The organism is Pseudomonas sp. PSKL.D1 (assembly GCF_028898945.1).
Lineage (GTDB): Bacteria > Pseudomonadota > Gammaproteobacteria > Pseudomonadales > Pseudomonadaceae > Aquipseudomonas.
Window position 1 is genome coordinate 2,241,457 of record NZ_CP118607.1, and the last position, 25,431, is coordinate 2,266,887.

The 25,431-nt window shown below is 64.1% G+C and carries 23 protein-coding genes; 11 read left to right on the forward strand and 12 right to left on the reverse strand.

Annotation, left to right across the window (positions count from 1 at the left end):
• Positions 1 to 134 precede the first annotated feature (134 nt).
• The 3 genes from PVV54_RS10060 to PVV54_RS10070 all read left to right on the forward strand — a co-directional run bounded on the left by PVV54_RS10060 (position 135) and on the right by PVV54_RS10070 (position 3,402).
• A complete protein-coding gene (locus PVV54_RS10060) occupies positions 135 to 1,508 on the forward strand; it encodes an MFS transporter (protein ID WP_274909776.1) in 1,374 nt (457 codons plus the stop codon).
• Positions 1,509 to 1,533: 25 nt separating this feature from the next.
• The gene (gene gudD, locus PVV54_RS10065; protein ID WP_274909777.1) at positions 1,534 to 2,889 is read left to right on the forward strand and encodes a glucarate dehydratase; all 1,356 of its coding nucleotides are present in this window, start codon (positions 1,534 to 1,536) and stop codon (positions 2,887 to 2,889) included.
• A 159-nt stretch (positions 2,890 to 3,048) separates the two neighbouring features.
• The gene (locus PVV54_RS10070) at positions 3,049 to 3,402 is read left to right on the forward strand and encodes a TonB-dependent receptor domain-containing protein (protein ID WP_274909778.1); all 354 of its coding nucleotides are present in this window, start codon (positions 3,049 to 3,051) and stop codon (positions 3,400 to 3,402) included.
• Between the two features lie 119 nt (positions 3,403 to 3,521).
• Here the strand turns inward: PVV54_RS10070 and PVV54_RS10075 are convergent, their stop codons facing one another.
• The 6 genes from PVV54_RS10075 to PVV54_RS10100 form a co-directional block, all read right to left on the reverse strand.
• On the reverse strand, positions 3,522 to 4,466 hold the full coding sequence (locus PVV54_RS10075) for a PDR/VanB family oxidoreductase (protein ID WP_274909779.1): 945 nt from the start codon (positions 4,464 to 4,466) through the stop codon (positions 3,522 to 3,524).
• Positions 4,463 to 5,893: an amidohydrolase family protein gene (locus PVV54_RS10080; RefSeq protein ID WP_274909780.1), complete on the reverse strand. Its 1,431-nt coding sequence runs from the start codon at positions 5,891 to 5,893 to the stop codon at positions 4,463 to 4,465. Before PVV54_RS10080 ends, PVV54_RS10075 begins: the two co-directional genes overlap by 4 nt.
• Positions 5,894 to 5,911: 18 nt before the next feature.
• Positions 5,912 to 6,640 carry an ABC transporter permease gene (locus tag PVV54_RS10085; protein WP_342456615.1) on the reverse strand — a complete coding sequence of 243 codons (729 nt, stop codon included), beginning with the start codon at positions 6,638 to 6,640 and terminating at the stop codon, positions 5,912 to 5,914.
• Between the two features lie 73 nt (positions 6,641 to 6,713).
• Positions 6,714 to 7,535, reverse strand: coding sequence for an ABC transporter ATP-binding protein (locus PVV54_RS10090; RefSeq protein WP_274909782.1), 822 nt, complete (start codon positions 7,533 to 7,535; stop codon positions 6,714 to 6,716).
• A gap of 66 nt (positions 7,536 to 7,601) precedes the next feature.
• Positions 7,602 to 8,627 carry an aromatic ring-hydroxylating dioxygenase subunit alpha gene (locus PVV54_RS10095; protein ID WP_274909783.1) on the reverse strand — a complete coding sequence of 342 codons (1,026 nt, stop codon included), beginning with the start codon at positions 8,625 to 8,627 and terminating at the stop codon, positions 7,602 to 7,604.
• Positions 8,628 to 8,668: 41 nt separating this feature from the next.
• Positions 8,669 to 9,682, reverse strand: a complete 1,014-nt coding sequence (locus PVV54_RS10100) for an ABC transporter substrate-binding protein (RefSeq protein WP_274909784.1) — start codon at positions 9,680 to 9,682, stop codon at positions 8,669 to 8,671.
• 604 nt (positions 9,683 to 10,286) lie between these two features.
• On the opposite strand from PVV54_RS10100, the gene PVV54_RS10105 reads away from it, so the two are divergent.
• The gene (locus tag PVV54_RS10105; RefSeq protein ID WP_274910416.1) at positions 10,287 to 11,087 is read left to right on the forward strand and encodes a hypothetical protein; all 801 of its coding nucleotides are present in this window, start codon (positions 10,287 to 10,289) and stop codon (positions 11,085 to 11,087) included.
• 68 nt (positions 11,088 to 11,155) lie between these two features.
• On the opposite strand, the gene glcF is transcribed toward PVV54_RS10105, so the two are convergent.
• From glcF to PVV54_RS10125, 4 genes are all read right to left on the reverse strand, one after another.
• Entirely contained in the window at positions 11,156 to 12,373 is a 1,218-nt protein-coding gene (gene glcF / locus PVV54_RS10110) for a glycolate oxidase subunit GlcF (protein WP_274909785.1), read from the reverse strand.
• A 7-nt stretch (positions 12,374 to 12,380) separates the two neighbouring features.
• Positions 12,381 to 13,433, reverse strand: coding sequence for a glycolate oxidase subunit GlcE (glcE, locus tag PVV54_RS10115; RefSeq protein ID WP_274909786.1), 1,053 nt, complete (start codon positions 13,431 to 13,433; stop codon positions 12,381 to 12,383).
• Positions 13,433 to 14,932, reverse strand: a complete 1,500-nt coding sequence (glcD, locus tag PVV54_RS10120; RefSeq protein ID WP_274909787.1) for a glycolate oxidase subunit GlcD — start codon at positions 14,930 to 14,932, stop codon at positions 13,433 to 13,435. Before glcD ends, glcE begins: the two co-directional genes overlap by 1 nt.
• 108 nt (positions 14,933 to 15,040) lie before the next feature.
• The gene (locus PVV54_RS10125; RefSeq protein WP_274909788.1) at positions 15,041 to 16,231 is read right to left on the reverse strand and encodes an MFS transporter; all 1,191 of its coding nucleotides are present in this window, start codon (positions 16,229 to 16,231) and stop codon (positions 15,041 to 15,043) included.
• A 112-nt stretch (positions 16,232 to 16,343) separates the two neighbouring features.
• On the opposite strand from PVV54_RS10125, the gene PVV54_RS10130 reads away from it, so the two are divergent.
• Complete coding sequence (locus PVV54_RS10130) at positions 16,344 to 17,252, forward strand: LysR family transcriptional regulator (protein WP_274909789.1); 909 nt, start codon at positions 16,344 to 16,346, stop codon at positions 17,250 to 17,252.
• Positions 17,253 to 17,260: 8 nt separating this feature from the next.
• On the opposite strand, the gene PVV54_RS10135 is transcribed toward PVV54_RS10130, so the two are convergent.
• Complete coding sequence (locus tag PVV54_RS10135) at positions 17,261 to 18,142, reverse strand: LysR family transcriptional regulator (protein WP_274910417.1); 882 nt, start codon at positions 18,140 to 18,142, stop codon at positions 17,261 to 17,263.
• Between the two features lie 102 nt (positions 18,143 to 18,244).
• Here PVV54_RS10135 and PVV54_RS10140 point away from each other — a divergent pair, with 102 nt between their 5' ends.
• From PVV54_RS10140 to PVV54_RS10150, 3 genes are all read left to right on the forward strand, one after another.
• Positions 18,245 to 19,366 carry a muconate cycloisomerase family protein gene (locus PVV54_RS10140; protein ID WP_274909790.1) on the forward strand — a complete coding sequence of 374 codons (1,122 nt, stop codon included), beginning with the start codon at positions 18,245 to 18,247 and terminating at the stop codon, positions 19,364 to 19,366.
• Between the two features lie 138 nt (positions 19,367 to 19,504).
• Positions 19,505 to 19,780 (forward strand): muconolactone Delta-isomerase, encoded by a 276-nt coding sequence (catC, locus tag PVV54_RS10145; protein ID WP_274909791.1) that lies wholly within the window; start codon positions 19,505 to 19,507, stop codon positions 19,778 to 19,780.
• 116 nt (positions 19,781 to 19,896) lie between these two features.
• Positions 19,897 to 20,949, forward strand: coding sequence for a LacI family DNA-binding transcriptional regulator (locus PVV54_RS10150; RefSeq protein ID WP_274909792.1), 1,053 nt, complete (start codon positions 19,897 to 19,899; stop codon positions 20,947 to 20,949).
• A gap of 28 nt (positions 20,950 to 20,977) precedes the next feature.
• Here the strand turns inward: PVV54_RS10150 and PVV54_RS10155 are convergent, their stop codons facing one another.
• Positions 20,978 to 21,580 carry a TetR/AcrR family transcriptional regulator gene (locus tag PVV54_RS10155; RefSeq protein WP_274909793.1) on the reverse strand — a complete coding sequence of 201 codons (603 nt, stop codon included), beginning with the start codon at positions 21,578 to 21,580 and terminating at the stop codon, positions 20,978 to 20,980.
• Between the two features lie 84 nt (positions 21,581 to 21,664).
• Here PVV54_RS10155 and PVV54_RS10160 point away from each other — a divergent pair, with 84 nt between their 5' ends.
• The 3 genes from PVV54_RS10160 (at position 21,665) to PVV54_RS10170 (ending at position 25,428) form a co-directional block, all read left to right on the forward strand.
• A complete protein-coding gene (locus tag PVV54_RS10160; protein WP_274909794.1) occupies positions 21,665 to 22,414 on the forward strand; it encodes an SDR family NAD(P)-dependent oxidoreductase in 750 nt (249 codons plus the stop codon).
• Positions 22,407 to 23,162 carry an SDR family oxidoreductase gene (locus tag PVV54_RS10165; RefSeq protein WP_274909795.1) on the forward strand — a complete coding sequence of 252 codons (756 nt, stop codon included), beginning with the start codon at positions 22,407 to 22,409 and terminating at the stop codon, positions 23,160 to 23,162. Before PVV54_RS10160 ends, PVV54_RS10165 begins: the two co-directional genes overlap by 8 nt.
• Before the next feature lie 190 nt (positions 23,163 to 23,352).
• A complete protein-coding gene (locus PVV54_RS10170) occupies positions 23,353 to 25,428 on the forward strand; it encodes a hydantoinase/oxoprolinase family protein (RefSeq protein WP_274909796.1) in 2,076 nt (691 codons plus the stop codon).
• The last annotated feature ends 3 nt before the right edge of the window (positions 25,429 to 25,431 follow it).

Below are 25,431 nucleotides of genomic sequence, written 5' to 3' on the forward strand. Positions count from 1 at the left end.
CCAAAAACCTGTTTTTGCCACTTGAATGATAACGTTATCCATACGATGATAACGTTATCGTTGTACGACAACCTATGTCTTCAGCGAGACCTGCCTGTCTACCCGCACAACAATAATTCGTGGGAGTGTTCCAGATGCAACCTGAACCCAAGCAGACCCGCGTCCGCTATTTGATACTGCTCATGCTGTTTTTGGTGACCACGATCAACTTCGCTGATCGCGCCACCATTTCCATCGCCGGCTCCAGCATCCAGAAAGAGCTTGGCATTGATGCCATCACCCTCGGCTACATCTTCTCCGCCTTTGGCTGGGCCTACGTGCTCGGCCAGATCCCGGGCGGCTGGCTGCTTGATCGCTTCGGCTCCAAGCGGGTGTATGCCGCCAGCATCTTCACCTGGTCGTTCTTCACCTTCCTGCAGGGTTTTGTCGGCGAGTTCGGCGTGACCACGGCGGTGGTGGTGTTGATCCTGCTGCGCCTGTCGGTAGGCCTGGCGGAAGCGCCGTCATTCCCGGGCAACTCGCGAATCGTCGCCTCGTGGTTCCCGACCAAAGAGCGCGGCACGGCCTCGGCGGTGTTCAACTCGGCGCAATACTTCGCCACTGCGCTGTTTGCGCCACTGATGGGCTGGATTGTGTACCGCTTCGGCTGGGAGCACGTGTTCATCATGATGGGCGTGCTGGGCATGCTGTTCTCGCTGGTGTGGCTCAAAGTCATCCATAGCCCGCGCAAGCACCCGCTGGCCAACGCCGCCGAAGTTCAGTACATCGCCGACAACGGCGGTCTGGTCGATATTGACGACCAGAAGCAGCAGAAGGCCGCCGGGCCGAAGTGGGCGCACGTGCGACAGTTGCTCACCAACCGCATGATGGCCGGCGTTTACCTGGGCCAGTTCTGCATCAACTCGCTGACGTATTTCTTCCTGACCTGGTTCCCGGTGTACCTGGTGCAGGAACGCGGCATGACCATCCTCAAGGCCGGCATCATCGCCTCGCTACCGGCGCTCTTCGGCTTCCTGGGCGGCATTCTCGGCGGCGTGTTCTCCGACTTCCTGCTGCGCCGCGGCAATTCGCTGAGCGTGGCGCGCAAGACGCCGATCGTGCTGGGCATGGTCCTGTCGATGTCGATGGTCATCTGCAACTACGTCGAAGCCGACTGGATGGTGGTGGCGTTCATGGCCCTGGCGTTCTTCGGCAAGGGTGTCGGCGCGCTGGGCTGGGCGGTGGTTTCGGACACATCGCCCAAACAGATTGCCGGCCTTGCCGGTGGGCTGTTCAACACCATCGGCAACCTGTCGTCGATCTCTACCCCCATCGTCATCGGCTACATCATCGCCGCCACCGGCTCGTTCAAGATGGCGCTGGTGTTCATTGGCGTGAATGCGCTGATCGCCGCCATCAGTTACCTGTTCGTGGTCGGCGATATCAAGCGCATCGAGCTGCGTGGCCTGGAAGAACCCGCACCGAACAGCACCGCAACCCCCTCGGTTACCGCCCCGACTTCGCGTTGATTACAACGATAAAAAGGAACCCTCGATGAATGCTCTGACTTCGACCCAAGCCACCCGTGGTGCCCCGATCATCACCGACCTGCACGTGGTGCCGGTGGCCGGTCACGACAGCATGCTGCTTAACCTCAGCGGCGCCCACGGGCCGTACTTTACCCGCAACGTGCTGATCCTCAAGGACAACGCCGGGCGCACCGGGGTAGGGGAGGTGCCGGGTGGTGAAGGTATCCGCAAGACCCTCGAAGACGCCCGCGACCTGCTGGTGGGTCAGTCGATCGGCAACTACCAGAGCCTGCTGAACAAGGTGCGCACAACCTTTGCCGACCGCGATGTGGGTGGCCGGGGGCTGCAGACGTTTGACCTGCGCATCACCGTGCATGCGGTCACGGCGCTGGAGTCGGCACTGCTCGACCTGCTCGGCCAACACCTCGAAGTACCGGTGGCGGCCTTGCTTGGCGAAGGCCAGCAGCGCGACGCCGTGGAGATGCTCGGTTACCTGTTCTATGTGGGCGATCGCACGCGTACCGACCTGCCGTACCGCAGCGAGGACGATGCCGACAACGCCTGGTTCCGCGTGCGCAACGAAGAAGCCCTGAGCCCGGAGCGGGTCGTGCGCCTGGCCGAAGCTGCGTATGAGCGTTACGGCTTCAAGGACTTCAAACTCAAGGGTGGCGTGCTGCGTGGCGCTGAAGAAATCGAGGCGGTGACCGCGCTTTCAGAGCGCTTCCCGGATGCACGCATCACCCTCGACCCCAACGGCGCCTGGTCGCTGAAGGAAGCCATCGCCTTGTGCCGGGACCAGCACGATGTGCTGGCGTATGCCGAAGACCCCTGTGGTGCGGAGAACGGCTACAGCGGCCGCGAGGTGATGGCCGAGTTCCGGCGCGCCACCGGCCTGCGCACCGCCACCAACATGATCGCCACCGATTGGCGGCAGATGGGCCATGCCATCCAGCTGCAGTCGGTGGACATCCCGCTGGCCGACCCGCACTTCTGGACCATGCAGGGTTCAGTGCGCGTGGCGCAAATGTGCAACGACTGGGGCCTGACCTGGGGCTCGCATTCGAACAACCACTTCGACATCTCGCTGGCCATGTTCACCCACGTCGCTGCCGCCGCACCGGGCAATGTCACCGCCATCGATACCCACTGGATCTGGCAGGACGGCCAGCGCCTGACGCGTGAGCCGCTGAAGATCGAAGGCGGCCTGGTGCAGGTGCCGGCCAAGCCGGGGCTGGGCATCGAACTGGACATGGACGCGCTGATGAAAGCCCACGAGACTTACCGCAACATGGGGCTCGGTGCACGGGATGACGCGGTCGCCATGCAGTACCTGGTATCGGGCTGGGCCTTCGACAACAAGAAACCCTGCCTGGTACGTTGATCAGGTGAGGAAGCGGGGAGCCTGGGCGGTAGAAGAACTGCCTTCAGGCTCCTCACCGAAGGCTGACGGCTGCACGCCACGTCAAAGGGCTTTATCGCGGCAGTGCAGAGGGCATCGCGGATCATCGCATTGACCAGCGCTGGAGACACCCCAAGGATCTTGGCGATTTCTCGCGCCAGGAAGGCGAGGTGCGCTCCCAGGGCGTGGAGCTGGGGTGACTACACCTTCCAGGGCGGGCCGCTCGAAGGCCTGCGCCTGGGTGCCGGTGCCCGTTATGTCGGCAGCACTTTCGGCGATTCGGCCAACAGCTTCAAGGTCGACAGCTACACCGTCGTGGATACGCTGGTGGCTTACCCGTTGGGCAAGCTCGACCACTCCCTCGATGGCCTGGAGGTCTCGCTGAACGCGACCAACCTGTTCGACGAAGAGTATGTGGCCGGCTGCTTCAGCACCGTCGGTTGCCAGTACGGCCAACAACGCACCGTTTACGGCACAGTCACCTATGAGTGGTGATTGCCTGAATGCAAACGCCCCGACTCGTTCGGATAATGCAGTTCACTCAAGATCGCCGGGGCTGCGCAGCAGCCCCGGCATTCTTAAGTGAATAGCATTACGTACGAGTCGGGGCGTTTTCAGGCATCGAGCACCAGCCGTGCACCTCGACACCCCGACACACAGGGCGCTATCCACTGCCCACTGGCGCGTTGCTCTGCGCTGAGGTAGTCGTCGCGGTGTTCGGGTTCGCCCTCGATGACACGGCTGACACACGCGCCGCAGATGCCCATGCCGCATGACACCGGCAGCGCTACACCCACCCGTTCTGCCGCTTGCACCAGGCTTTCTCGTGGTTGCAGTTGCACTTCCTTGCCGCTGCGCTGCAGCACCAACAGGCTTCCTTGCTCGCTGGAGACCGCAGGTGCACTGGACTGGAAGTGTTCGCGGTGCAAGGCGCCCGTTGGCCAGCCGCGCGTAAGCGCCACGCGCTGCACGCAGTCCATGAAGCCTGCCGGGCCGCACGTGTACAAGCTGGCCTCACACGTCCAGCCCGGCAGTTGGTCGGCCAGGCAGTCGGCAATCTGCTCGGCGCCAAGGCCGGCGTAGTGCTCAATGTGCGCATTCAGGCGCGCGATGAACGGCGCCGGGTGGGTATCGCGGGTGAAGTACAGCAAGCGCACCGGCCGCTGCTGGGCACGGCATTGATGGTACATCGGCAGCAGTGGGGTGATGCCGATGCCGGCCGCCACCAGGGTGACCGGCCCATGGCCGGGTTGCAGGGCGAACAGGTTGCGCGGTGTACCCACGTCCAGGCGGGCGCCGAGGCGCAACTGCTCATGCAGCCAGCGCGAGCCACCCCGTGAGGCCGGTTCGCGCTTGATTCCCAGGTACAGGTGGCCGCTCTCCGGCAGGCTGATGATCGAGTACTGGCGCACCACGCCGTTACCCAGGCGCAGGTCCACATGGGCGCCGGGCGACCAGTCGAAGGGCAGCGGTGCCGCCTCTGGCGCGACCAGTTCAACACCCAGCACGTCCTGGCTTTCCAGGCGCAGTGCCTGCACTTGCAGCGATGTCCAGCTCATGCCCGTAACCCCGCAGCACGCTGCAACTGCAACACGGCTTGCCGCGCCTGGTGCTGCAGTTGTGCCAAGTCGAGCCCTGGCAACTGGTCGTCCATAACCCGCAGCCGACCACCTACCAGCAAGGCTCGCAGGGTTGGCCTGCCGCCGCCCACCACCGGGGCGATTCCCAGGTCGTGCAGGCCGAAGTAGCGGGGCTGGTCCAGTTTATACAGGGCAAGGTCCGCCGCCATGCCCACTTGCAGCGTGCCCACGGCGTCAAGCCCGAGCACCTGTGCGCCGCCAGCGGTGCCCCAGCGCACCACGTCTTCTACCTGAGCCACGTGGGCGCCGCCTTCGTGGTCGCCACCCTGGTAGCGGGGCAGGGCGCGTTCGCCAGCCTTGGCCCGTTGCAGCAGCCAGGCGGCGTGGGTTTCGCTGATCATGTCGCAGGCCTCGTTGGACGCCGCGCCATCCACGCCGATCGACACGGCCATGCCCGCCGCTTCCATGGCGACGATATCGGCGATGCCGCTGCCCAACCGGCCATTGCTCTGCGGGCAGTGGGCGACGCCGGTGCCGGTGGCGCCCAGCAGGCGGATTTCCTCGGGGCTGAGCTTGACCAGGTGAGCGAACCACACGTCTGGCCCGAGCCAGCCCTGTTCGGCGCAGAACGCCACTGGCGACATGCCGTGGTGGCTGTGGATGTCGTGCTGGTACTCGACGGTTTCGCTCAGGTGGCTGTGCAGGCGAATGCCCAGCTGGCGTGCGACCCGCGCGGTTTCGCGCAGGTGCTCAGGTGGCATGGAGTAGGGCGGGCTGGTGGGCGCCATGACCACCCGGCGCCAGGCGTCGGCGGCGGGGTCGTGGTACTCGCGCACCAGGCGCTGCACGTCGTCCAGGTATTGGCCGAGGGTTTCCGGCCCGGCGGCAGCGGCGCCCTCGGCCTGGCGCACCTGGGTAGCGCCGCCCCGGCACAGGACGAAGCGCAGGCCCAGTTGTTCGGCTTCTTCGAAAAGGATCTGCGCGCCATCAAACGCCATGCCCGGCAAGTACAGGTAGTGATGGTCGGCTAACGTGGTGCAACCGGAGCGGGCCAGCTCCACCAGGCCGATGCGCGCGGCCAGCCGCAAGTGCTCGGCGTTGAACAGCCCGCGGTAGCGATAGGGCACCGCGCCCAGCCAGCCGCCCAGGCTCTGGTCGATGCCGGCCGGGATGCCCTTGAGCAGCGACTGGAACAGGTGGTGATGGGTGTTCACCCAACCGGGGTACACCACGCAATCGGTGGCATCAAGCACCTGCTCGCCCGGCATCGGGGCCAGTGAACCGAGGGCGGCGATGCGCCCCCGGGTGATGCGGATGTCGGGCCCGGCATGGCGTGCGGCGGCGCCGCGCAGGCCGGTGAGGATGGCGCTGGCATTGCGGATCAGCCAGCTGTCGGCGTGTTTCATGTTCGGCTCCATGTCGATTCAGCCCAGTTCGCTTTCGTGCCAGTGGCGCAGGCTCAGGCGGGCGAGCAGCGCCATCAGGCTGAACAGCGCGACACCGGTCAAGGCAATCAGCACCAGGGCTGCAAACAGCCGTGGGATGTTCAGTTGAAAACCGGCCTGCAGGATTTGATAGGCAAGGCCCGCACCGGTGCCCCCGGTCCCCGCGACAAATTCGGCCACCACCGCGCCGATCAGCGCCAGGCCGCTGGCGATGCGCAGCCCTGCGAAGAAGCATGGCAGCGCGCTGGGAATGCGCAGGCGCAGCAGCACCTGCCAGCGGCTGGCGCGGTTCAGGCGGAACAGGTTGAGCAGCCCGGCGTTGACGCTGCGCAGGCCCAGCACGGTGTTGGCGATGATCGGGAAGATCGCCACCAGGGTCGCGCAAATCACCAGAGCCAGCGTGGTGTCACTGCACCAGATGATGATCAGCGGTGCGATGGCCACCACCGGGGTCACTTGCAGCAGGATGGCATAGGGGAACAGGCTGGCTTCAAGCACGCGGCTCTGCACGAACACGAATGCGGCCAATGTGCCGATGACCACGGCCAGGGCGAATGACAGGAAGGTGATCTTCAACGTCATCCACAAGGCCCCCAGCAGCAGTGGGCCATCGGCCACCAGTGTACGGCCGATGTCGGCAGGCGCAGGCACCAGATACGCCGGCACCTGCCAGGCAACGCACGCCATCTGCCACAGGCCAAGCAGCACCAGGCCGACCAGCAGCGGTGAGGCAATGCGCAGCACGACGGGGTTACGCAAGGTATGTTTCATGGTCATGCCCTCAGCAATGGCCGCTGTTGGCCTGGGCCAACAGCCGGGACAGATGTGCGCACTGCTCGATGAACGCCGGTGAGGTGCGGTAGGCCTCGTCGCGCTCCAGCGGCCCGTCGATGGCCACATCGGCGATCACCCGGCCGGGGCGCGCACCCATCACGATCACGCGTGACGACAGGTACACCGCCTCGAAGATGCTGTGGGTGACGAACACCACCGTCAGGTCGCGTTCGGCCCATAACTGGCGCAGGTCGCTGTCGAGCTTGTTGCGGGTGAACTCGTCCAGCGCGCCGAAGGGCTCGTCCATCAGCAGCAGGTTGGGCTCGGTGGCCAGCGCCCGGGCGATGGAGGCGCGCATCTGCATGCCGCCGGACAGCTCGCGGGGGTAGACATTGCCGAAGTTGCCCAGGCCAACCAGTTCCAGAGCGGCTTGCACCCGGGGCTGGCTCTGGGCTTTGGGCAGGCCGGCAAGGTCCAGGGGCAGGCGCACGTTGTCGTGAACCTTGGCCCAGGGCATCAGGGTGGCTTCCTGGAACACCATGGCCAGGCCTTGGCCCGGGGCATCCTTGCCCCACCAGCGCACATGGCCGGCGCTGGGCTGTTCAAGCCCTGCGAACATTTTCAGCAAGGTGCTCTTGCCGCAGCCTGACGGGCCCAACAACGAGACGAATTCACCGCGCTGGATCGCCAGCTTGACGCGGTTCAGGGCATGGGTACCGTTTGCGTAGGTCTTCTCCACCTGGTTGGCGAACAAGGGGGTGTCCAGCCCGACGGCGGTAGACAGGGGCTGCGGCTGGGCCGCGGCCGTGGACAGGGTCTGCATCAACATTTCGCTCTCCCCGTGGGTCATGAGCGCTGATGAATGCCCCGGCGCACCGGGGCGTTGAACGGCGGTTCAGTGGCTGAGAAACACTTCGCTCTCGCCATGGGCTTCGAGCAGGCCCAGCAACTGGCGGCGGATCACCAGCCCGGGCTTGTCCGAAGGCATGTGCAGTTCGACCCGGCGGCGGGTGTCGACGCAGGCGTCCGGGTCGGTGGCCTCGAGAATGTCGCGGTCCTCGGCGGTGATTGCCGCGTCCCAGTCGATCAGTTCCTGGGTGGAGCATTGGGCTTCGCTGTCGTTGCGGTACAGCCACTGCACCAGCATCAGCCGGCCGTCGTCGATGGGCGTGGCGCAGTTGTAGATGATGTGATGGATGCCGCTGTCCGGGTACATGCAGCCAAAGCGCCGGGAGAACGGCAGGTAGTAGCGGTTGACCAGGTGGCGCTGGGTGATCGGCGCCGTGGTGCCGGTGATGCGGAAGCTCTGCTCGGGGTTGCGGATCGGCACCCGGGTTTCGGCCTCGAAGCCGTAGTCGGTTTCGCGAAATTCGTAGCTGGCCGGCTGTGGCTGGTCGAAAAGGCCGAAGTTGGCCTTGTGCACGAAGGAAAAATGCGAGTTGTCGAAGGAATTTTCCATCACCCGCAGCGGGCTGGTTTTCCACTCTTCGTAAAACTGGAAGATGCGCCGGTAACCGGGGGCGCCGTCTTCAGGGAAGTCCGGGATCGGTTGCAGCGGATCGTCCAGGGCGACCCAGGCGTAACCGTAGCGGGCCTGGCAGTGGTAGGCCTTGACCGCGGCGCCTGGGGGGATGGCGCCGTCCGGGTTCTGCGGGATTTTCACGCAGGTGCCGCTGCAGTCATATTCCCAGCCGTGGTAACCGCAGGCGATGTTGCCGTCCTCGCTGACGAAACCTTTGGAGAGCCGGGCAGTGCGGTGGCAGCAGCGGTCACGCATCGCCACCGGGGTGCCGTCGGGGCGTTTCCACAGCACCAGTGGCTCGCCCAGCAGGGTGAAGGGCTTGGGGCCGTCGTCCAGGTCGGTCAGCGGCAGCAGGGCATACCAGAAACGGCGCAGTACAGGTTGTTTGGTGACCAGCATGATCAGGTGTCCTCAAGGCTTTTGGCTTTTGTTATGGGGTTTCAGCGGCTGGCGGCCTGTTCGGCGCTGGGCAGCACGTTCAGCTGTTGCACGAAGCGGGTGGTGTAGGCCTTTTGCCAGGGCGCGGTGGCGCCCAGCAGGCCGGCCTCGACCATGAAGTCGCGGGTGGCCTGCCAGCGTGCGTCGCTCATGGTGCCGATGCCCTGGCTTGCCGCCTCGCCGCCGGTTACCAGGCGGTACTGCTTGAGGGTGGAGACGCCCCAGGCCAGCAGTTCGTCGCTCATGTTGGGGTTGTCGCGCTTGATCAGTGCGTTGCCGGCAGCGGGGTTTTCCAGGTAGCGCTTCCACCCTTCCATCGAGGCACGCACAAAGCGCTGCACCCGCTCGGGGTGTTGTTCGATCAGCTCCTGACGGGTCGCCACGGTGGAGCCATAGGGTGGGTAACCGGCATCGGCGAACAGGAAGAAGTTGGGGTTTGCGCCGGCCTTGGTGGCCTGGAACAGCTCGGAGCTGGCATAGGCCTGCTGGGTGGTTTGCGGGTTGGCCAGGAACGGCTGCAGGTTGAAGGTGTAGGGCCGAGCCTGGTCGTCGGCCAGCCGGTATTTGCCCTTGAGCCACGGCCACCAGGTCTGCTGGCCAGAGGTGGACACCAGCACCTGCTTGCCGGCCAGCCCGTCCAGGCCGCCCACGTCGGCGTGGGTCATCAGGCCTTGGGGGTCGCCCTGGAACGGCGCGGCCACCGCCACCACCGGCAGGCCCTGTTCAACGCTCTTGAGGATCTGCAGGTCGTAGTTGACGATGAAGTCGGCCTGCTTGCTGACCAGCAGCTGCATGCCGTTGACCTGCGGGCCACCCATGCGGATGGTCACATCGAGGCCTTCCTGCGCATACAGGCCGTCGGCCAGCGCCTGATAGAAGCCACCCTGTTCGGCCTGTGCATACCAGGAGGTCAGCAGCACCACCGGTTCATTGGCCAGGGCATGGGGTGTGATCGCCAGGCTCACGGCAGCCAGCAGCGAGTGAAGCGGGTGACCCAGGGCAAAGCGAGTGTTCATGTTGTGTTCTCCACCTCGATTCCAAGATCGCCGTGGGGTGGGAACGCGGGGAGAGAGGGGTGTAGCGGGGTGAAGCTGCTCTCTTGCCCGCCGCCATCAAGGCTGCGTTCAACCATCCGCACGGATGAACGCCCCCAACGGGGGCGCAAGAGCAATGTCCCATGCCGGCATCGGCACTGACCGCTTCTACTCGGCAACGGATGTAGCCAGAAGCGTGCCAGTTCGCTCAAAGCCCTCAAGCCAGCGCTGCCGGGGCCTGCAAGTGCATGGAGGGTGTGCGGGCGTGATTCGTGACGGTGCAGATGCAGGCGCAGAAGCGCCAATAAAGTGCGCAATCTTGATTGTTTGAGTGTTCAATAAATACTCAGATTGCTTACAATCCTTGCTTCATGTGTATTCGATCAGTTGGCACGCCCCGTGCTTGTGGCTGACCTGAGTAGAAGCGGTCAGTGCCGGTAACGGCATGGGACATTGCTCTGGCGGCCTTGCGCCGCCCACCCGGCAAGGGTGGCGCCTCGGCAACGGCCGGGGCCAGGGGAGTGTTCGTCCGCTGCGCTGCATCCTTTGCCGGGTCCACCTCAACGATCAGGACCAAGGGATGCACATGAAACCGAACCGTCTTTGCACGCTGCGCTGCCTTCCCCTGCTGGCCATGGCCGCTGCCAGCGCCCAGGCAAGCCCGCTGCTGTGGAGCGACAACAGCCTGAGTTACCTGTACGGGCACAATTACAAAGTCGATGGCACCGGCAACGACATCCAGCAGACCATCACCTACGAGCATGCCAGCGGCTGGACCTGGGGCGATGTGTTCCTGTTCGTCGACAACAAGTGGTCCAATGGCCTTTCCGGGAATGACGGCCACACCTACTACGGCGAATTTTCGCCGCGCCTGTCGCTGGGCAAGGTCAGCGGTCACAAGCTGCGTTACGGCATCGTGCGGGACGTGCTGGTGGCGGCCACCTACGAGCGCGGCGAGGGCCGCAACCGCAAGTACCTGCTGGGGCCGGCCGTAGACCTGGACCTGCCCGGCTTCGACCGCTTCTCGCTGAACACCTACTACCGCAAGCCCGATGGCATTACCGGCAAAGCCTCCGGGCAGTGGCAGATCAACCCCACCTGGGCAATGACGATTCCGCTGGGGCGTTCGGACATTCTGTTCGACGGCTACCTGGAGTGGTACGTCAACGACGTGGGCACCAAAGGCACGCCGGACTACGTGGCCAAGAGCTTCCACTTCAACCCGCAAATCAAGTACGACGTGGGCAAGGCCGTGGGGCTTGCGCCGAAGCATTTTTATGCCGGTATCGAGTGGGACTACTGGTCGGACAAGTACGGGATCGAGGACAGCCATGGGTTCCCGACAGACCAGAATGCGTTGAGTGCGCTGGTTAAAGTGCATTTCTGATACTGCCAGCGTGGTGGTTCGCAAGGGCTGCATGAACATGTGCCCTTAGCTAGCACCACGCTCATCCGCTACGTGAGCGCTTCTTCGACTACCTCGATCCAATGGCGCACCGGGGTACGCCCGGCGCTACCAAGGTGGGCCTGGCAGCCGATGTTGGCGGTGACGATGACCTGCGGGTTGCCGCTTTCCAGCGCGTTGAGCTTGTTTTCCCGCAACTGCAGGGCGAGCTCGGGCTGCGTCAGGGAATACGTGCCGGCCGAGCCACAACACAGATGGCTATCGGGTACAGCCGTAAGGCTGAAACCCAATCGGCCGAGTACGTCTTCGACGGCGCCACCGAGCTTCTGTGCATGCTGCAGTGTGCACGGGCAATGGAAGGCCAGGCGCTTGTGGGCTTCGATTTCGAGCTTTTCCAGCGGCTCATCGCGCAGTACTTCAACCAGATCACGGGCCAGCGCACTGACCTTGGCCGCCTTGGCGGCGTAGGCCGTGTCGTGTTCGAGCAGGTGGCCGTAATCGCGCACGAAGGCGCCACAACCGCTGGCGGTCTGCACGATGGCTTCGGCACCTGCTTCAATGGCTGGCCACCAGGCGTCGATATTGCGCCGGGCGCGCGCCATGCCTGTTGCCTGGGCATTGAGGTGGTAGTCCACCGCGCCGCAGCAGCCGGCTTCGGGCGCGGGCGTGACCGAAATGCCCAGCCGATCGAGTACCCGAGCTGCCGCCGCATTGGTGTTGGGTGACAGGGCTGGCTGCACGCAGCCTTCAAGCATCAATACCCGGCGCGCATGCAGCGTTGTGGGGCGCGGCCTGGCCGCAGGCACCTGGCCCGGCAACTTGGTACGCAACGCTTGTGGCAGCAGGGGGCGCACAGCCTTGGCGGTGCGGGCCAGGGCCTTGAACAGGCCAGGGCGCGGTACCACGGCGCGCAGCCCCTCGCGCACCAGGCGCTCGCCAAGCGGGCGCTGCACTGCTTGCTCGACCACGGCGCGGCCGATATCCAGCAAGTGGTGGTACTCAACGCCGGAAGGGCAGGTGGTTTCGCAATTGCGGCAGGTCAGGCAACGGTCCAGGTGCGCCTGGGTCTTGGCGGTGACAGGCTGGCCTTCGAGCACCTGCTTGATCAGGTAGATGCGCCCCCGTGGCCCGTCCAGTTCGTCGCCCAGCAACTGATAGGTAGGGCACGTGGCCGTGCAGAACCCGCAGTGCACACAAGAGCGCAGGATGCGCTCGGCCTCTTCGGCGCGCGGCAGGTGTTTGGCTTGTTCGCTCAGGTTGGTTTGCATGGCGTGCTCACACGTCGGCGTACAGGCGGCCAGGGTTGAAGATACCCTGGGGGTCGAGTTGCTGTTTCAGGTTGCGGTGGTAGCGCAGCAGCGGGGCAGCCAGCGGATGGAAACCTGCCGGGTCCAGCCGGTGCAGCGTGGCGTGGCCACCGGCCTTGGCCACCACTTCGCGGATTTGTGCAGCGCTGGCGTCGGATTTCAGCCAACGTTGCGCGCCGCCCCAGTCCAGCAGTTGTCGGCCGGGCAGAGGCAGGGGCGGGCAGTTGTTTGGCAGCGATAACCGCCACAGCGGTTCGTCACCGGCAAAGAACGCCAGGCGCTGCTCGCGCAGGTCTGCCCAGTAGCGGCTGTCCAGCGCGTCACCTCCAAGACGGTCAGCTGCCGATGCGACCGAACCTGCACCGCCCTCCAGGCGCAGGTGCAAGGCTTCGCCATCGTGACAGGCAGCGGTGATCGGTAGGGGTTGCTGCCCCCATTCGGCCAGTTCAGCCAAGGCCTGGTCCACCGCCATTGGCAAGCGCAGGCTGTGGCTGGCGCGTGGTTTGGGCAGCACTTTGAGCGACACATCGACCAGTATCCCGAGGCAGCCGAAGCTGCCGGCCATGAGGCGCGACACATCGTAACCGGCGACGTTTTTCATCACCTCACCACCGAAGCGCAGCAGCTTGCCGTGCCCGGTAATGACCCGGGTACCCAGCACGTAGTCGCGTACCGAACCTGCCCAAGGTCGGCGAGGCCCCGACAGCCCCGCTGCAACCATGCCGCCAAGCGTGGCATGGCCACCCAGGTGCGGGGGTTCGAACGGCATCATCTGGCCTTTGGCTTCCAGCGCTGCCTCGATTTCGACCAGCGGCGTACCGGCCCGCGCGGTGAGTACCAGTTCGGTCGGGTCGTAGCTGACGATGCCTCGATGAACACGGGTATCGAGCACTTCGCCCGTGACGGGGCGGCCCAGCATGGCCTTGCTGTTGCCACCCTGGATCCTTAGCGGGGTGCGCGCGCTCAGCGCCTGATTGACCTGGTCCAGCAGTGCGGTGCTGGCGTCGTGATCGTGTGGCATCAGAAGCGCTCCAGTTCCGGAAACGGTAATTTGCCGTGGTGGATGTGCATCGAGCCGAACTCGGCGCAGCGTTGCAGCGTGGGGATGTTCTTGCCCGGGTTGAGCAGGCCGTGCGGGTCGAAGGCATGCTTGACGGCGTGGAACAAGGTCAACTCGTCGCTGTTGAACTGGGCGCACATCTGGTTGATCTTCTCTCGGCCCACGCCGTGCTCGCCGGTGATGCTGCCGCCGACGGCCACGCACAGTTCAAGGATCTTGCCCCCCAGCGCTTCCGCGCGTTCCAGTTCGCCGGGTTGGTTGGCATCGAACAGGATCAGCGGGTGCATGTTGCCGTCGCCCGCGTGGAACACGTTGGCGACCCGCAGGCCATACTCCGCGCCAAGCGCAGCGATGCCCTTGAGCACCTCAGGCAGTGCTCGCCGTGGGATGGTGCCGTCCATGCAGTAATAGTCCGGGGAAATGCGCCCTACGGCGGGGAAGGCGTTCTTGCGCCCGGCCCAGAACCGCGCGCGCTCGGCCTCGTCGCAGGCCAGGCGCACCTCGGTGGCACCGGCGGCCTTGAGCACAGAGTCGACGCGCTCGCAGTCGTCCCGAACATCCGCTTCCACGCCGTCGAGTTCGCACAGCAGGATGGCGGCTGCCTCTACCGGGTAGCCTGCATGAATGAAATCTTCGGCGGCGCGGATAGACAGGTTGTCCATCATCTCCAGGCCGCCGGGAATGATCCCGGCCGATATGATGTCGGCCACCGCGCGGCCGGCTGTTTCCACCGAGTCGAAGCTGGCCAGCAGCACGCGCGCCACCTGAGGTTTTGGCAGCAGCTTGACGGTGACTTCGGTAACGATGCCAAGCATGCCTTCGGACCCGGTGAACAGCGCCAGCAAGTCAAAACCCGGGGTATCCAGCGCATCGCTGCCCAAGGTCATGAACTCGCCCTCAATGGTAAGGATGTCGACCTTGAGCAGGTTGTGCACTGTCAGCCCGTATTTCAGGCAGTGCACGCCACCGGCGTTTTCAGCGACATTGCCACCGATCGAACAGGCAATTTGCGAGGAAGGATCGGGGGCGTAGTAGAGGCCATGCGGCGCGGCTGCCTGAGAGATGGCCAGGTTACGCACGCCCGGTTGCACCCGAGCGAAGCGCCCTTGCGGGTTCACCTCGAGGATACGGTTGAAGCGGGCCATCACCAGCAAGATACCTTGCTCCAGCGGCAGCGCACCGCCGGAAAGCCCGGTACCTGCACCACGGGCCACCACGGGAACCTTCAGTGCATGGCACAGCCTCAGCAATGCCTGGACCTGATCGATGCGGTGCGGCAGCACGACCAGCAATGGCACCACCCGGTATGCGGACAACCCATCGCATTCGTAAGGTTTGAGGTCTTCCTGTGCGTGGAGGATTTCCAGGTCGGGTATGGCACTGCTCAAATGGTTGAGCAGCGCGCTTTTGTCCACCCGGCCAAGTGCCCCGTCGACGCGCTCGTCGTAGAGAATGTTCATGGTGCTCACGTCTTTCTTGTTTTTGTTTTCAGAGCCACTGCCAAGCTTCCTTTGCGGGCAGTGAAGCTACAGGGCTCCCCAGCTACCTCAAGGATAGCCAGCCTGGCATCAAGCGCCTAAATCACGAACCAGCAGAGCCGTAGCCAACGCCACTGCCAGCAAGGCGATGGCAGCGCCAACCCAGCCCAGTGTAGCCAGGCCCAGATGCTCGATGGTCGCACCGCCTATGGCCGCGCCCACGGCGATCCCGCCGTTGGCGGCGGACACGTTGAGGGTGCCAGCCAATGCTTGCGCCCTGGCCCCCGCGATCATCACCCGCACCTGGCAAACAGGGAAGAGTGCGGTATAGGCAATGCCCCAGGCCGCCAGGGCCACCACCAACAGCCACGTGCTATCGACCGCTGGCGCTGCGCCAGCCATCCCCACGCCGAGGGCGATCAACAACAAGATGGTCGCGCCAAGCGGGCTACGGTCCACCAGCCGGCCACCGACGGCATTGCCGAGCATGCCCACGGCGCCGAAGCCCATCAGCCACCAGCCAACTTGAGCAGCAGGCACGTGTGCAAGCCGTTCAAGGATATCGGCCAGGTAGGTATAGGCCGTGAACATGGCGCTGAACACCACCACGGACAGCAGCACATGCAGCACAAACCCGGGGTCTTTCAGAATCACCGTCTGCCGCTCGCCGGCAGGCCGTTTCGGTACTGTTGGCAGTTGCGGCAGCAGTGCCCACATCAGTAGGGCAATCGCCAGGCAAAGGCCGGAAATGAGCCAGAAGGTGCCGCGCCAGCCAAGGGCATTCGCGGCCAGCGTACCCAGCGGGATCCCGAACACGAAGGCCGCCGTAATGCCCAGATAAACCCGGGCAACCGCCTTGCCTTCATTGCCTTTGCCTGCCAGTTGCGCCGCCGATTCACTGGCCGTGCCCCAGAATACCGGTAGCAGGGCCGCCGCCAGCACCCGTGACAATGCCATTGCCCAGAAGCCCGTGGCCAGGGCAGACAGCGCATTGGACACGGCAAAGATGATCAGGATGCCGATAAAGAGCTTCTTGCGGTCCCAATGGGAAATCGCCGCCGTCAGAAACGGGCCCACCAGCATCACGGTCAGCGCAAACACGCTGACCAGTTGGCCCGCTTTGGCAATGCTGATGTCAAGGTCCTGGGCCAAGCCGGGGAGGATGCCCAGGATGATGAATTCGGTGGTGAGTACAGCGAAAGCTGCGAGGGTAAGCATGAGGATACTGATGTTTGCACGAGCATCAGTTGCCTCGGGTATTGGCGCCGTGGCGGCATGCATGAGCGGGTACTCCAGACCGAAATTTTCGGCAGGAGGTTATACTGGAAAAAAATTACCATCTTCGGTATTTAAGCAATAATCAATGCGAAAAAAATTCAACAATGGGTGAGGCGTGCTGAGCGAGCAACGTTTTAAGGGTTTGGTCGTGTTTGTGTGTGTCGCCGAGGCGGGCAGCTTCACGGCAGCGGCCGAGCGCCTGAGCCTGACCACGTCCGCCGTCAGCAAAAGCATCGCGCGCCTGGAAGAACGGCTGGGCATCAAACTGTTCGAACGCACTACCCGGCGCCTGGCCCTGTCAGACCCGGGGCAGAACTACTACCAGACCTGCAAGCGCATGCTGGCTGCGCTTGATGAGGCCGAACTGGACATGCACGCCGACCAGACCGAGCCCCGTGGCAGGGTGCGCATCGACCTGCCTGCGTCATACGGCAAACTGCGGGTCATGCCAGTGCTCATCGACTTTATCGCCGAGCATGAATTGCTCATGCCGCACATTACGCTCACCGATCGCTTTGTTGACCAGGTGGAAGAGGGCATAGACGTTCTGGTTCGCATTGGCGGCCCTGAAACCTGGCCGGCCGGGGTTGAGCGGCGCCTGATCGGTGTTCAGCGCCAGATCTTTTGCGCGGCCCCCGATTACCTGCAGCGCAAGGGCGAGCCAACCACCGAGCGAGACTTGCATGAGCATGGCTGCGTGCTCTATGGACGCAATGACGGCGGGGTGTATCCACTTCACTTCCCGGGTCCGCAGGCTGGCGATGGCGAACAGCGAATCATCCCGGGGCGCATCGCCATCGGCGACGCCCAAGGCCAGTTGGCGATGGTGCTGGCCGGGTTGGGGATTGCCCAACTGCCCACCTGGCTGGTGCAAGCGCACTTGGATGAAGGTACGTTGGTTCACATCCTGCCTGAACTGACCACCAGCGGTTTACCTATCAATATCGCCTGGCTCAAGAGCCGGCAGTCACTGCCCAAGGTGCGCGCGTTGGTGGATACCCTGTACAACGCACTGTCCAATTGACTGCGCGTTCAGACGCCAGGCTTGCCGAGGTGCTCCATGAACTGCAGGCAGCGCTGCAGCAGCGGGCTGACATCACCCTTGCGCCGGCTCAGGATGATCGGGCTGACTGCGTCGGCGTCCGCCAGGGTTGCGTAGGTGATGTCCGGGCGGTGCTGCAGGCGCACCGCCGCGGGTGCCATCGTTACGCCCAGGCCAGCGGCCACCAGGCCCAGCGCAGTCTGCAGTTCGTTGCTCCACTGGCACACCGTGATACTCAGGCCGTGGTGTGCGAATAGCGCAAGGATGTGGTCGGCATAGCTGGGGCGCGGGGTGGCGGGGTACAGCACGAAGGGCTCGCTGGCCAATTGTTCCAGGGTCAGCACGCTGCCCGACAGCGGGTGCCCGGCAGGCAATACGGCCACCAGCGGTGTTTCGCACAGCACTTGCTGGACAATCGCCGGGTCGTCGATGCGAATGCGCCCGAAACCGATGTCGATGTGGCCGCTTTTCAGCGCGTCCACCTGTTGCACCGTGGTCATCTCTTTAAGCCCAAGCTGCAGTTCCCCGTCACGGCGCAGTTCGCGAATCAGCTCTGGCAACTGGTCATACAGGGTTGATGGCGCAAAACCGATGCCCAGCCACTGTTGCTGGCCCTGGCCGATGCGCCGGGTGTTGGCCTCGATGTGTTCCAGTTGGCGCAATACCGTGCAGGTCTGCTCGTAAAAAAAACGCCCGGCCTCGGTCAGGCGCAGGGGGCGTTCACGTTCCACCAGCAGGGTGCCAAGTTGTTCCTCAAGCTGGCTGATCTGCCGGCTCAAGGGCGGCTGGGCGATGTGCAGCAGTTCGGCGGCGCGGGTGAAATTCAACGTTTCGGCCAGCACCTTGAAGTAGCGCAAGTGGCGAAGTTCCATCATACCCCCAGGGTATCGTGGCAGATGAACTCGATATTGGACCGTGCCAGGCCGGTTGCGCAATCCTTTGAGAACTCAACAGCACACTGGATACCCTGACCGATGAGCATCAGCCTGATCGAGCGCCTGGAGACGTTGATCGTCGACCTGCCGACCATTCGCCCGCACAAGCTGGCGATGCATACCATGCAGCAGCAAACCCTGGTGGTGATTCGCCTGCGCTGCTCCGATGGCAGTGAAGGCATTGGTGAGGCCACCACCATCGGCGGCCTGGCGTATGGTTACGAAAGCCCGGAGAGCATCAAGGCCAACATCGATGCCCACCTTGCGCCAGCCCTGGTCGGCCAGCCGGCAGACAACATCAACGCGGCCATGCAGCGGCTCGACAAAATCGCCAAGGGCAACACCTTTGCCAAATCAGGTATCGAAAGCGCGCTGCTCGATGCTCAAGGCAAGCGCTTGGGGCTGGCGGTGAGCGAACTGCTGGGCGGGCGCGTGCGCGACAGCCTTGAGGTGGCCTGGACGCTGGCCAGCGGTGACACTGCCCGGGACATCGCCGAGGCCGAGCACATGCTGGAAATCCGCCGCCATCGGGTGTTCAAGCTGAAGATCGGCGCCAACCCGCTGCAGCAAGACCTCAAGCATGTGCTGGCGATCAAGCGCGAGTTGGGCGAGCGCGCCAGTGTGCGGGTGGACGTCAACCAGCACTGGGACGAGTCCCAGGCCATTCATGTGTGCCGGGTGCTCGGCGACAACGGCGTCGAGTTGATTGAACAGCCGATTGCGCGCATCAACCGGGCCGGCCAGGTGCGCCTGAGCCAGCGCAGCCCGGCGCCGATCATGGCCGACGAAAGCATCGAGAGCGTCGAAGACGCTTTCAGCTTGGCGGCGGACGGTGCGGCCAGTGTATTCGCCTTGAAGATTGCCAAAAACGGTGGCCCGCGTGCTGTGTTGCGTACGGCGCAGATTGCCGAGGCGGCAGGCATTGCGCTGTACGGTGGGACCATGCTCGAAGGCACGATTGGTACCCTGGCGTCAGCCCATGCCTTCCTGACCCTGAAGCAGCTGACCTGGGGCACCGAGTTGTTCGGCCCATTGCTGCTGACCGAAGACGTTGTCAGTGAGGCGCCGGTATATCGCGACTTCGAATTGCATGTGCCGAACACGCCTGGCTTGGGCCTGGCCTTGGACGAGGCACAACTGAAGCGCTTCGCCCGCCATTGAAGAAAACACCCAGCCCTGTAGGAGCGGCTTCAGCCGCGATGCAGGCAACTCGGTGGATGGCACCGGCTTCGCCGGTGTTCGCGGCTAAAGCCGCTCCTACAAGGCCCCGGCCATTAATGATGATGCAAGGAGATTCCCATGCTGTTCCACGTGAAGATGACGGTGAAACTGCCGCATGACATGGACCCGGCCAAGGCCGCGCAACTGAAGGCCGACGAGAAGGAACTGGCCCAGCGCCTGCAGCGCGAAGGCACCTGGCGCCACCTGTGGCGTATCGCCGGGCACTACGCCAATTACAGCGTGTTCGATGTGCCGAGCGTAGAAGCACTGCACGACACGTTGATGCAACTGCCGCTGTTCCCCTACATGGACATCGAAGTGAATGGGCTGTGCACCCATCCTTCGGCCATCTGAGGACGGAACGCGCCAGCGGCCGGGCGTGTGGCGATTCGCGAGGCTAACGGGTATCGTGCTGCGTGCAGGTGATGCTCACCGCTGCTCCTCGTCAACGCCTCAAACCCGGACCCGCCATGACCAAGAAACCCCCTGCCACCCCGCCAGCCAGCGGTGCAACTGGCACTAAAAAGGGATCCGCGCTGACCTTGATCGACGTGGCCAAGGTTGCCGGAGTATCTCCGATCACCGTGTCCAGGGCGTTGAACCGGCCGGAAGTCGTCAGCCAGAAGATGCGCGAGAAAGTGCTCGAGGCCGTTCGGCAAACGGGGTACGTCTCGAACATGCTGGCGGGCGCGCTGGCCAGCAACAAAACCCGCCTGGTCGCGATCTTCTTGCCAACCATCGCCAACTCGATCTTCGCCGAAACCATTCAGGCCCTGATGGACCGGCTGGACGAAGCGGGCTATCAAACCCTGCTGGGCTTGACCGGCTATTCGGCCGAAAAAGAAGAAAAGCTGCTGGAAACGGTGCTGGGCCGCCGCCCTGACGGGGTTGTGCTGACCGGCACACTGCACACCGAGGCAAGTCGCCAGCGCCTGGTGCAGTCCGGCATACCCGTGGTCGAGGCGTGGGACTTGAGCGACGCGCCACTCGACATGCAGGTGGGGTTTTCCCACGAGGCGGTAGGGCAGGCGATTGCCAGGCATTTGCTGGGCAAAGGCTACCAGCGCTTCTCGGTTATCACCCTTGGCGACCCGCGCGGCTTGCGCCGCTGCAACAGCCTGGTTGCCGAACTGGCCCTGCACGGCGTCCATCAGGTGCCTGTACACGTGCTGCCCCCACCTGCAACGCTGGAGGTCGGGCGAGAAGGGCTGCGCCAACTGCTGAGCACCGGTGAAACGCCCGAGGTGGTGGTGTGCAGTTCCGACACCATCGCCCAAGGTGTACTGGCCGAGGCGGCGAGCCGCGGTATTCTGGTGCCGGCAGGCATGGCGGTGATGGGCTTCGGTGACCTGACCAGCGCCGCCCAGGTTTACCCGGCGCTCTCCACTGTAAGGGTTGACGGCACCCACATTGGTAACCAGGTGGCGCGGGCACTGCTCGACCGCTTCAAATACCCTGCCGGGGTAGCAGACCCGGTTCAGGTCGATACCGGTTTTACCCTGGTGGATCGCCAGAGCTGCTGAGGGCCTTGGCCTGTTTCGGGTGTCGCCGTCAGTGGGCGGCCGCTCCCTTGCCGGCGCCCACGATGCCCTGCACGAAGCGCATCATCTCGTCGCGGGCATTGGCAACCTCACCCCATTGAACCTGCCCGCACAACAAACTCAGCACAGCCTGGGCAATGGACCGCGCCAAAGGTGCCGAGGCCGGCCCGCGCAGCCGGCATTCGGCAGTGACAATCTCGCTCAACAGTGCGCTGTATGCAGACTTCAGCAGTTCCACCTGGCGGGCTTGCTCTGCATTCAGGTTCACCGCTTCCCGTGTCAGCAGCGTCAGTTTGTCGGGATGTGCCTGGCGGTAGGCCATGAAGGTTTGCACAAAGCAGCGCAGGCGCTCATCGTGGCTACGAGCACCTTTGAGGCTCTGCCGGGTTTCGTACAGCAGGTCGGTGAGGCTCGACTCGATCAACTCGAACAGCAGCCCCTGTTTGCTCTCGATGTGGTGGTACAACGAGCCGGCGCGAAGGCCCAGGTGGCTGGCCAGGTCGCGCAAGCCAATGGCTTGGTAGCCGTGGCTGGCGAACAAGAGCGAAGCGGTATCCAGCAAGCGGTCACGGGCATCTGGGTTGGCTGCGGGCGAGAGACGCGAGGCGGGCATGGCGAGACCTGACGGCGATTTGATGTTTGACCAAATGTAAGACAACAGGCATCTTACGTAAAGACTCAATCGCAGAGGTGTTCCATGGAAAATCAAACGGTGGTGATCGTAGGTGGTGCTTCGGGTCTGGGGCTGGAAACAGCCCGCCTGATGGTCAAGCGGGGCGCAGGCAAGATCGGCCTGATCGACCGCAACGAGCAGTTGCTCGCGCAAGCGGCGGAGTTGTTGGGCGCAGAGGGCGCACAAGTGGCCATTGCGGTGGGTGACATTGCCCGCAAGGATACCGCCCATGGCGCTTTCAATCAGATCGTCGAGCAGTTGGGGCGGGTCCATTGCCTGGTCAACAGCGCTGCGATCTACCCGCGCAAGGACATTTTCGAGATCACCGACGACGAGTGGGACCTGGAGAACGCCGTCAACATCAAGGGCACCTACCACATGATGGTCGCTGCCGTGCGCCACATGCAGCAGTACGTGGCGGCGCCCGCAGTCACCGGGCGCATCGTCAATGTCACCTCGGTGGACGCCTTCAAGGCCCACCCGCAAAACGCCCATTACGCCGCGACCAAGGCGGCCGTCGTGAGCCTGACCAAGTCGTTCGCGCAGGCCTGTGCCAAGGACCAGATCCTGGTCAACTCGGTGGCGCCGGCCGGTTTTGCCACCGAGCGCGCCAAGCAACTGGGCTTCCTCGGCGAACTGGCGGCGGCCAACCCGCTGGGCCGCGCGGCAGAGCCTGCCGAAATCGCCGAGTGGATCGTGATGATGGGCAGCAGCCGCAACAGCTACGCCACCGGCGAGAACGTGATCGTGAGCGGGGGCTACATCTATGCCTGAGGCCGCCTACCCGCAGGGCTACCAACGCGCCCTGGTCACCGGAGCCACCAGCGGTATCGGCAAGGCCATCGTGCTGGCGCTGCGCGACGCCGGCCTGCATGTCATTGCCGTGGGCCGCAGTGCCGAAGCGCTGGCCGAACTGGCCCGCGAGCCAGGTGTGACCACGCTGCAGGCCGATGTGCGTGACTACCGCGCCCTGGCCGCCGCGCTGGAGGGGCAGGCGGTGGATGTGCTGGTCAACAATGCCGGCATCCTGTCGACGCGCGCCGCATTCCAGGACATCGACGAGGCCGAGATCGACAACATGCTCGATATCAACCTCAAGGCGCCCCTGCACCTGGCCCGGCAAGTGCTGCCCGGCATGGTCGGGCGGGGCAGGGGGCACCTGTTCTTTATCGGCTCCAGTGCCGGCCGCGCGCCGCACCCGGGGGCGGCGGTGTATGGCGCGTCCAAGGCGGGCGTAAGCCTGTTCTGCGATGCCCTGCGTTGCGACCTGTTGGGCAGCGGTGTGCGGGTGACCGAAATTGCGCCGGGCAGGGTGCAAACGCAGTTGTACAAGACGGCCATGGGTATGCAGGCCGCCGGCAGCGAACTGTACGATGGTTATGAATCGATCCAGCCGCAAGACATCGCCGAGTTGTTGCTGGCTGCGCTGAAAATGCCGCGCCAGGTAGACGTATCACGGCTGGAGGTGTTCCCCACGGCGCAGGCGGTCGGTGGCGGGCGGATGGTCAAGACTGCAGGCTGATTCGGCCTGGGTTGAGTGTGCTGGCCCCTTCGCGGGTGAACCCGCTCCCATGGCGGGGCTGCGCGAAGGGGCAGACAACGCAGATTTCAGCAAACAGGTGCTTGACCACCTGTAAGACAACATATAACTTACATGAAAGCCGCTTCAGCGGACCGGTAATAACGACAAGAGCATTGCAGGGGATATGACGATGACAGCGACATCATGCCGGGTCGGCGTGGACATAGGCGGTACCTTCACCGATATCGCGCTGGACGTGAACGGCGTGTTGCATTCCACCAAGATCCTGACCGACTACGCGCTGCCCGAGCGGGCCATCCTCACTGGCGTTCGCCAGGTGGTGGAGCAGGCTGGCCTTGCACTTTCGGACATCGATCAACTGATCCATGGCACCACCCTGGCCACCAACGCCCTGATCGAGCGCCGTGGCGCGCGCACCGCCTTCATCACCACCGAAGGCTTCCGGGATACCCTGGAAATGCGCACCGAAAACCGCTTCGAGCAGTACGACATCAACATCGTACTGCCGCCGCCGCTGATCGAGCGCGAACACCGCTACACCCTGCGCGAGCGCCTGGGGGTCAAGGGCGATGTACTGATCGCCCCGGCACAGGCCGACATCGACGCCCTGGTGGAGCGTATTGCCGAAGGCGACTACCAGAGTGTGGCCATCGGCTTCATCCACAGCTACGTCAACGGTGCCCACGAGCGCCAATTGCGTGACGCCCTGCAGGCGCGCTTGCCGCAGCTGTCGATTTCCATCTCCAGTGAAGTGTCGCCGCAGATGCGCGAGTTCGAGCGCTTCAATACCGTGTGTGCCAACGCTTACGTCAAGCCGCTGATCAAGTCGTACCTGGACCGCCTGGTGGTGACGCTCAAGCAAGCCGGCGCCGATTGCCCGGTGTTCATGATCCATTCCGGTGGCGGCATCATTTCTGTTCAGAGCGCTGCCGAGTTCCCGGTGCGCCTGGTGGAGTCCGGCCCGGCCGGCGGCGCCATTTTTGCCGCCGACATTGCTCGCCGTTACCAGTTGGAGAACGTGCTGTCGTTCGACATGGGCGGCACCACGGCAAAAATTTGCCTGATCGAAGACCAGGTGCCGAAAACCGCCAAAACCTTCGAGGTGGCGCGCACCTACCGCTTCAAGAAGGGCAGTGGCATGCCGATTTCCATCCCGGTGGTGGAAATGGTCGAGATCGGCGCCGGTGGCGGCTCCATCGCCAGCATCGACAGCATGCGCCAGATTCGCGTGGGCCCGCACAGTGCGGCATCCGAGCCTGGCCCGGCGTGCTACGGCCGCGGAGGCCTGGAGCCGACCATCACCGACGCCAACCTGTTGCTGGGCCGCCTGGATGCCGACAACTTCGCCGGTGGCGCCCTGCGCCTGTCCACCGACAGTGCCGCCAATGCCATGGCCCGCGTCATCGGGCAGCCGTTGGGCATGCAGGCCGATACCGCCGCCTTCGGCGTGTGCGAAGTGGTTGACGAGAACATGGCCAACGCCGGCCGCGTGCATGCGGTGGAAAGCGGCAAGGACATTGCCGACTACACCATGATCACCTTCGGTGGCGGTGGCCCGCTGCATGCGGCGCGGCTGTGCGAGAAGATGGGCGTGTCGCGCTTCATCGTCCCGGCAGGTGCCGGTGTGGGCTCGGCCATCGGCTTCCTGCGCGCGCCGTTCGGCTACGAGGCCGTGCGCAGTGCCTTCGTGCGGCTGTCCGAATTCGATGCCGTGGGCATCAACCGCCTGATCGAAGAAATGAAGGACGAAGCGCTGGGCTTCTTGCGCCAGGGGATGCCCGAGGGCGAGCCCGAGATGGAGTGCACGGCCTTCATGCGCTATGTGGGCCAGGGCTGGGAGATCCCGGTGGCGCTGCCTTTCAAGGCGTTCAGCAAGGCTGACACGACGCAGTTCAAAACCCTGTTCGAAGAGGCCTACACCCGCTTCTTCGGGCGCCCCATCGAAGGGCCGGACATCGAAATCGTCAGCTGGTCGGTCAAGGCCAGTTCGCCCCTGCCGCCGGCCACTCTGATCGAAACAGTGGGCGCTGCCTACCGCGCCCATGAAGTGGCTCGGCGCCAGGTGTTCGACGTGGCCGCGGGCGGTTTCGTCGAGGCGGGCATCCACCCGCGCGAAGAGCTGCAGGTGGGTGCACTGGTCGACGGCCCGGCGATCATCGTCGAGCGTGAAACCTCCACCTTCGTCACCTCCAATTTCACCGCCACGGTTCAGCCAGACGGCTGCCTGCTGGTCGTGCGTCGCTAATAC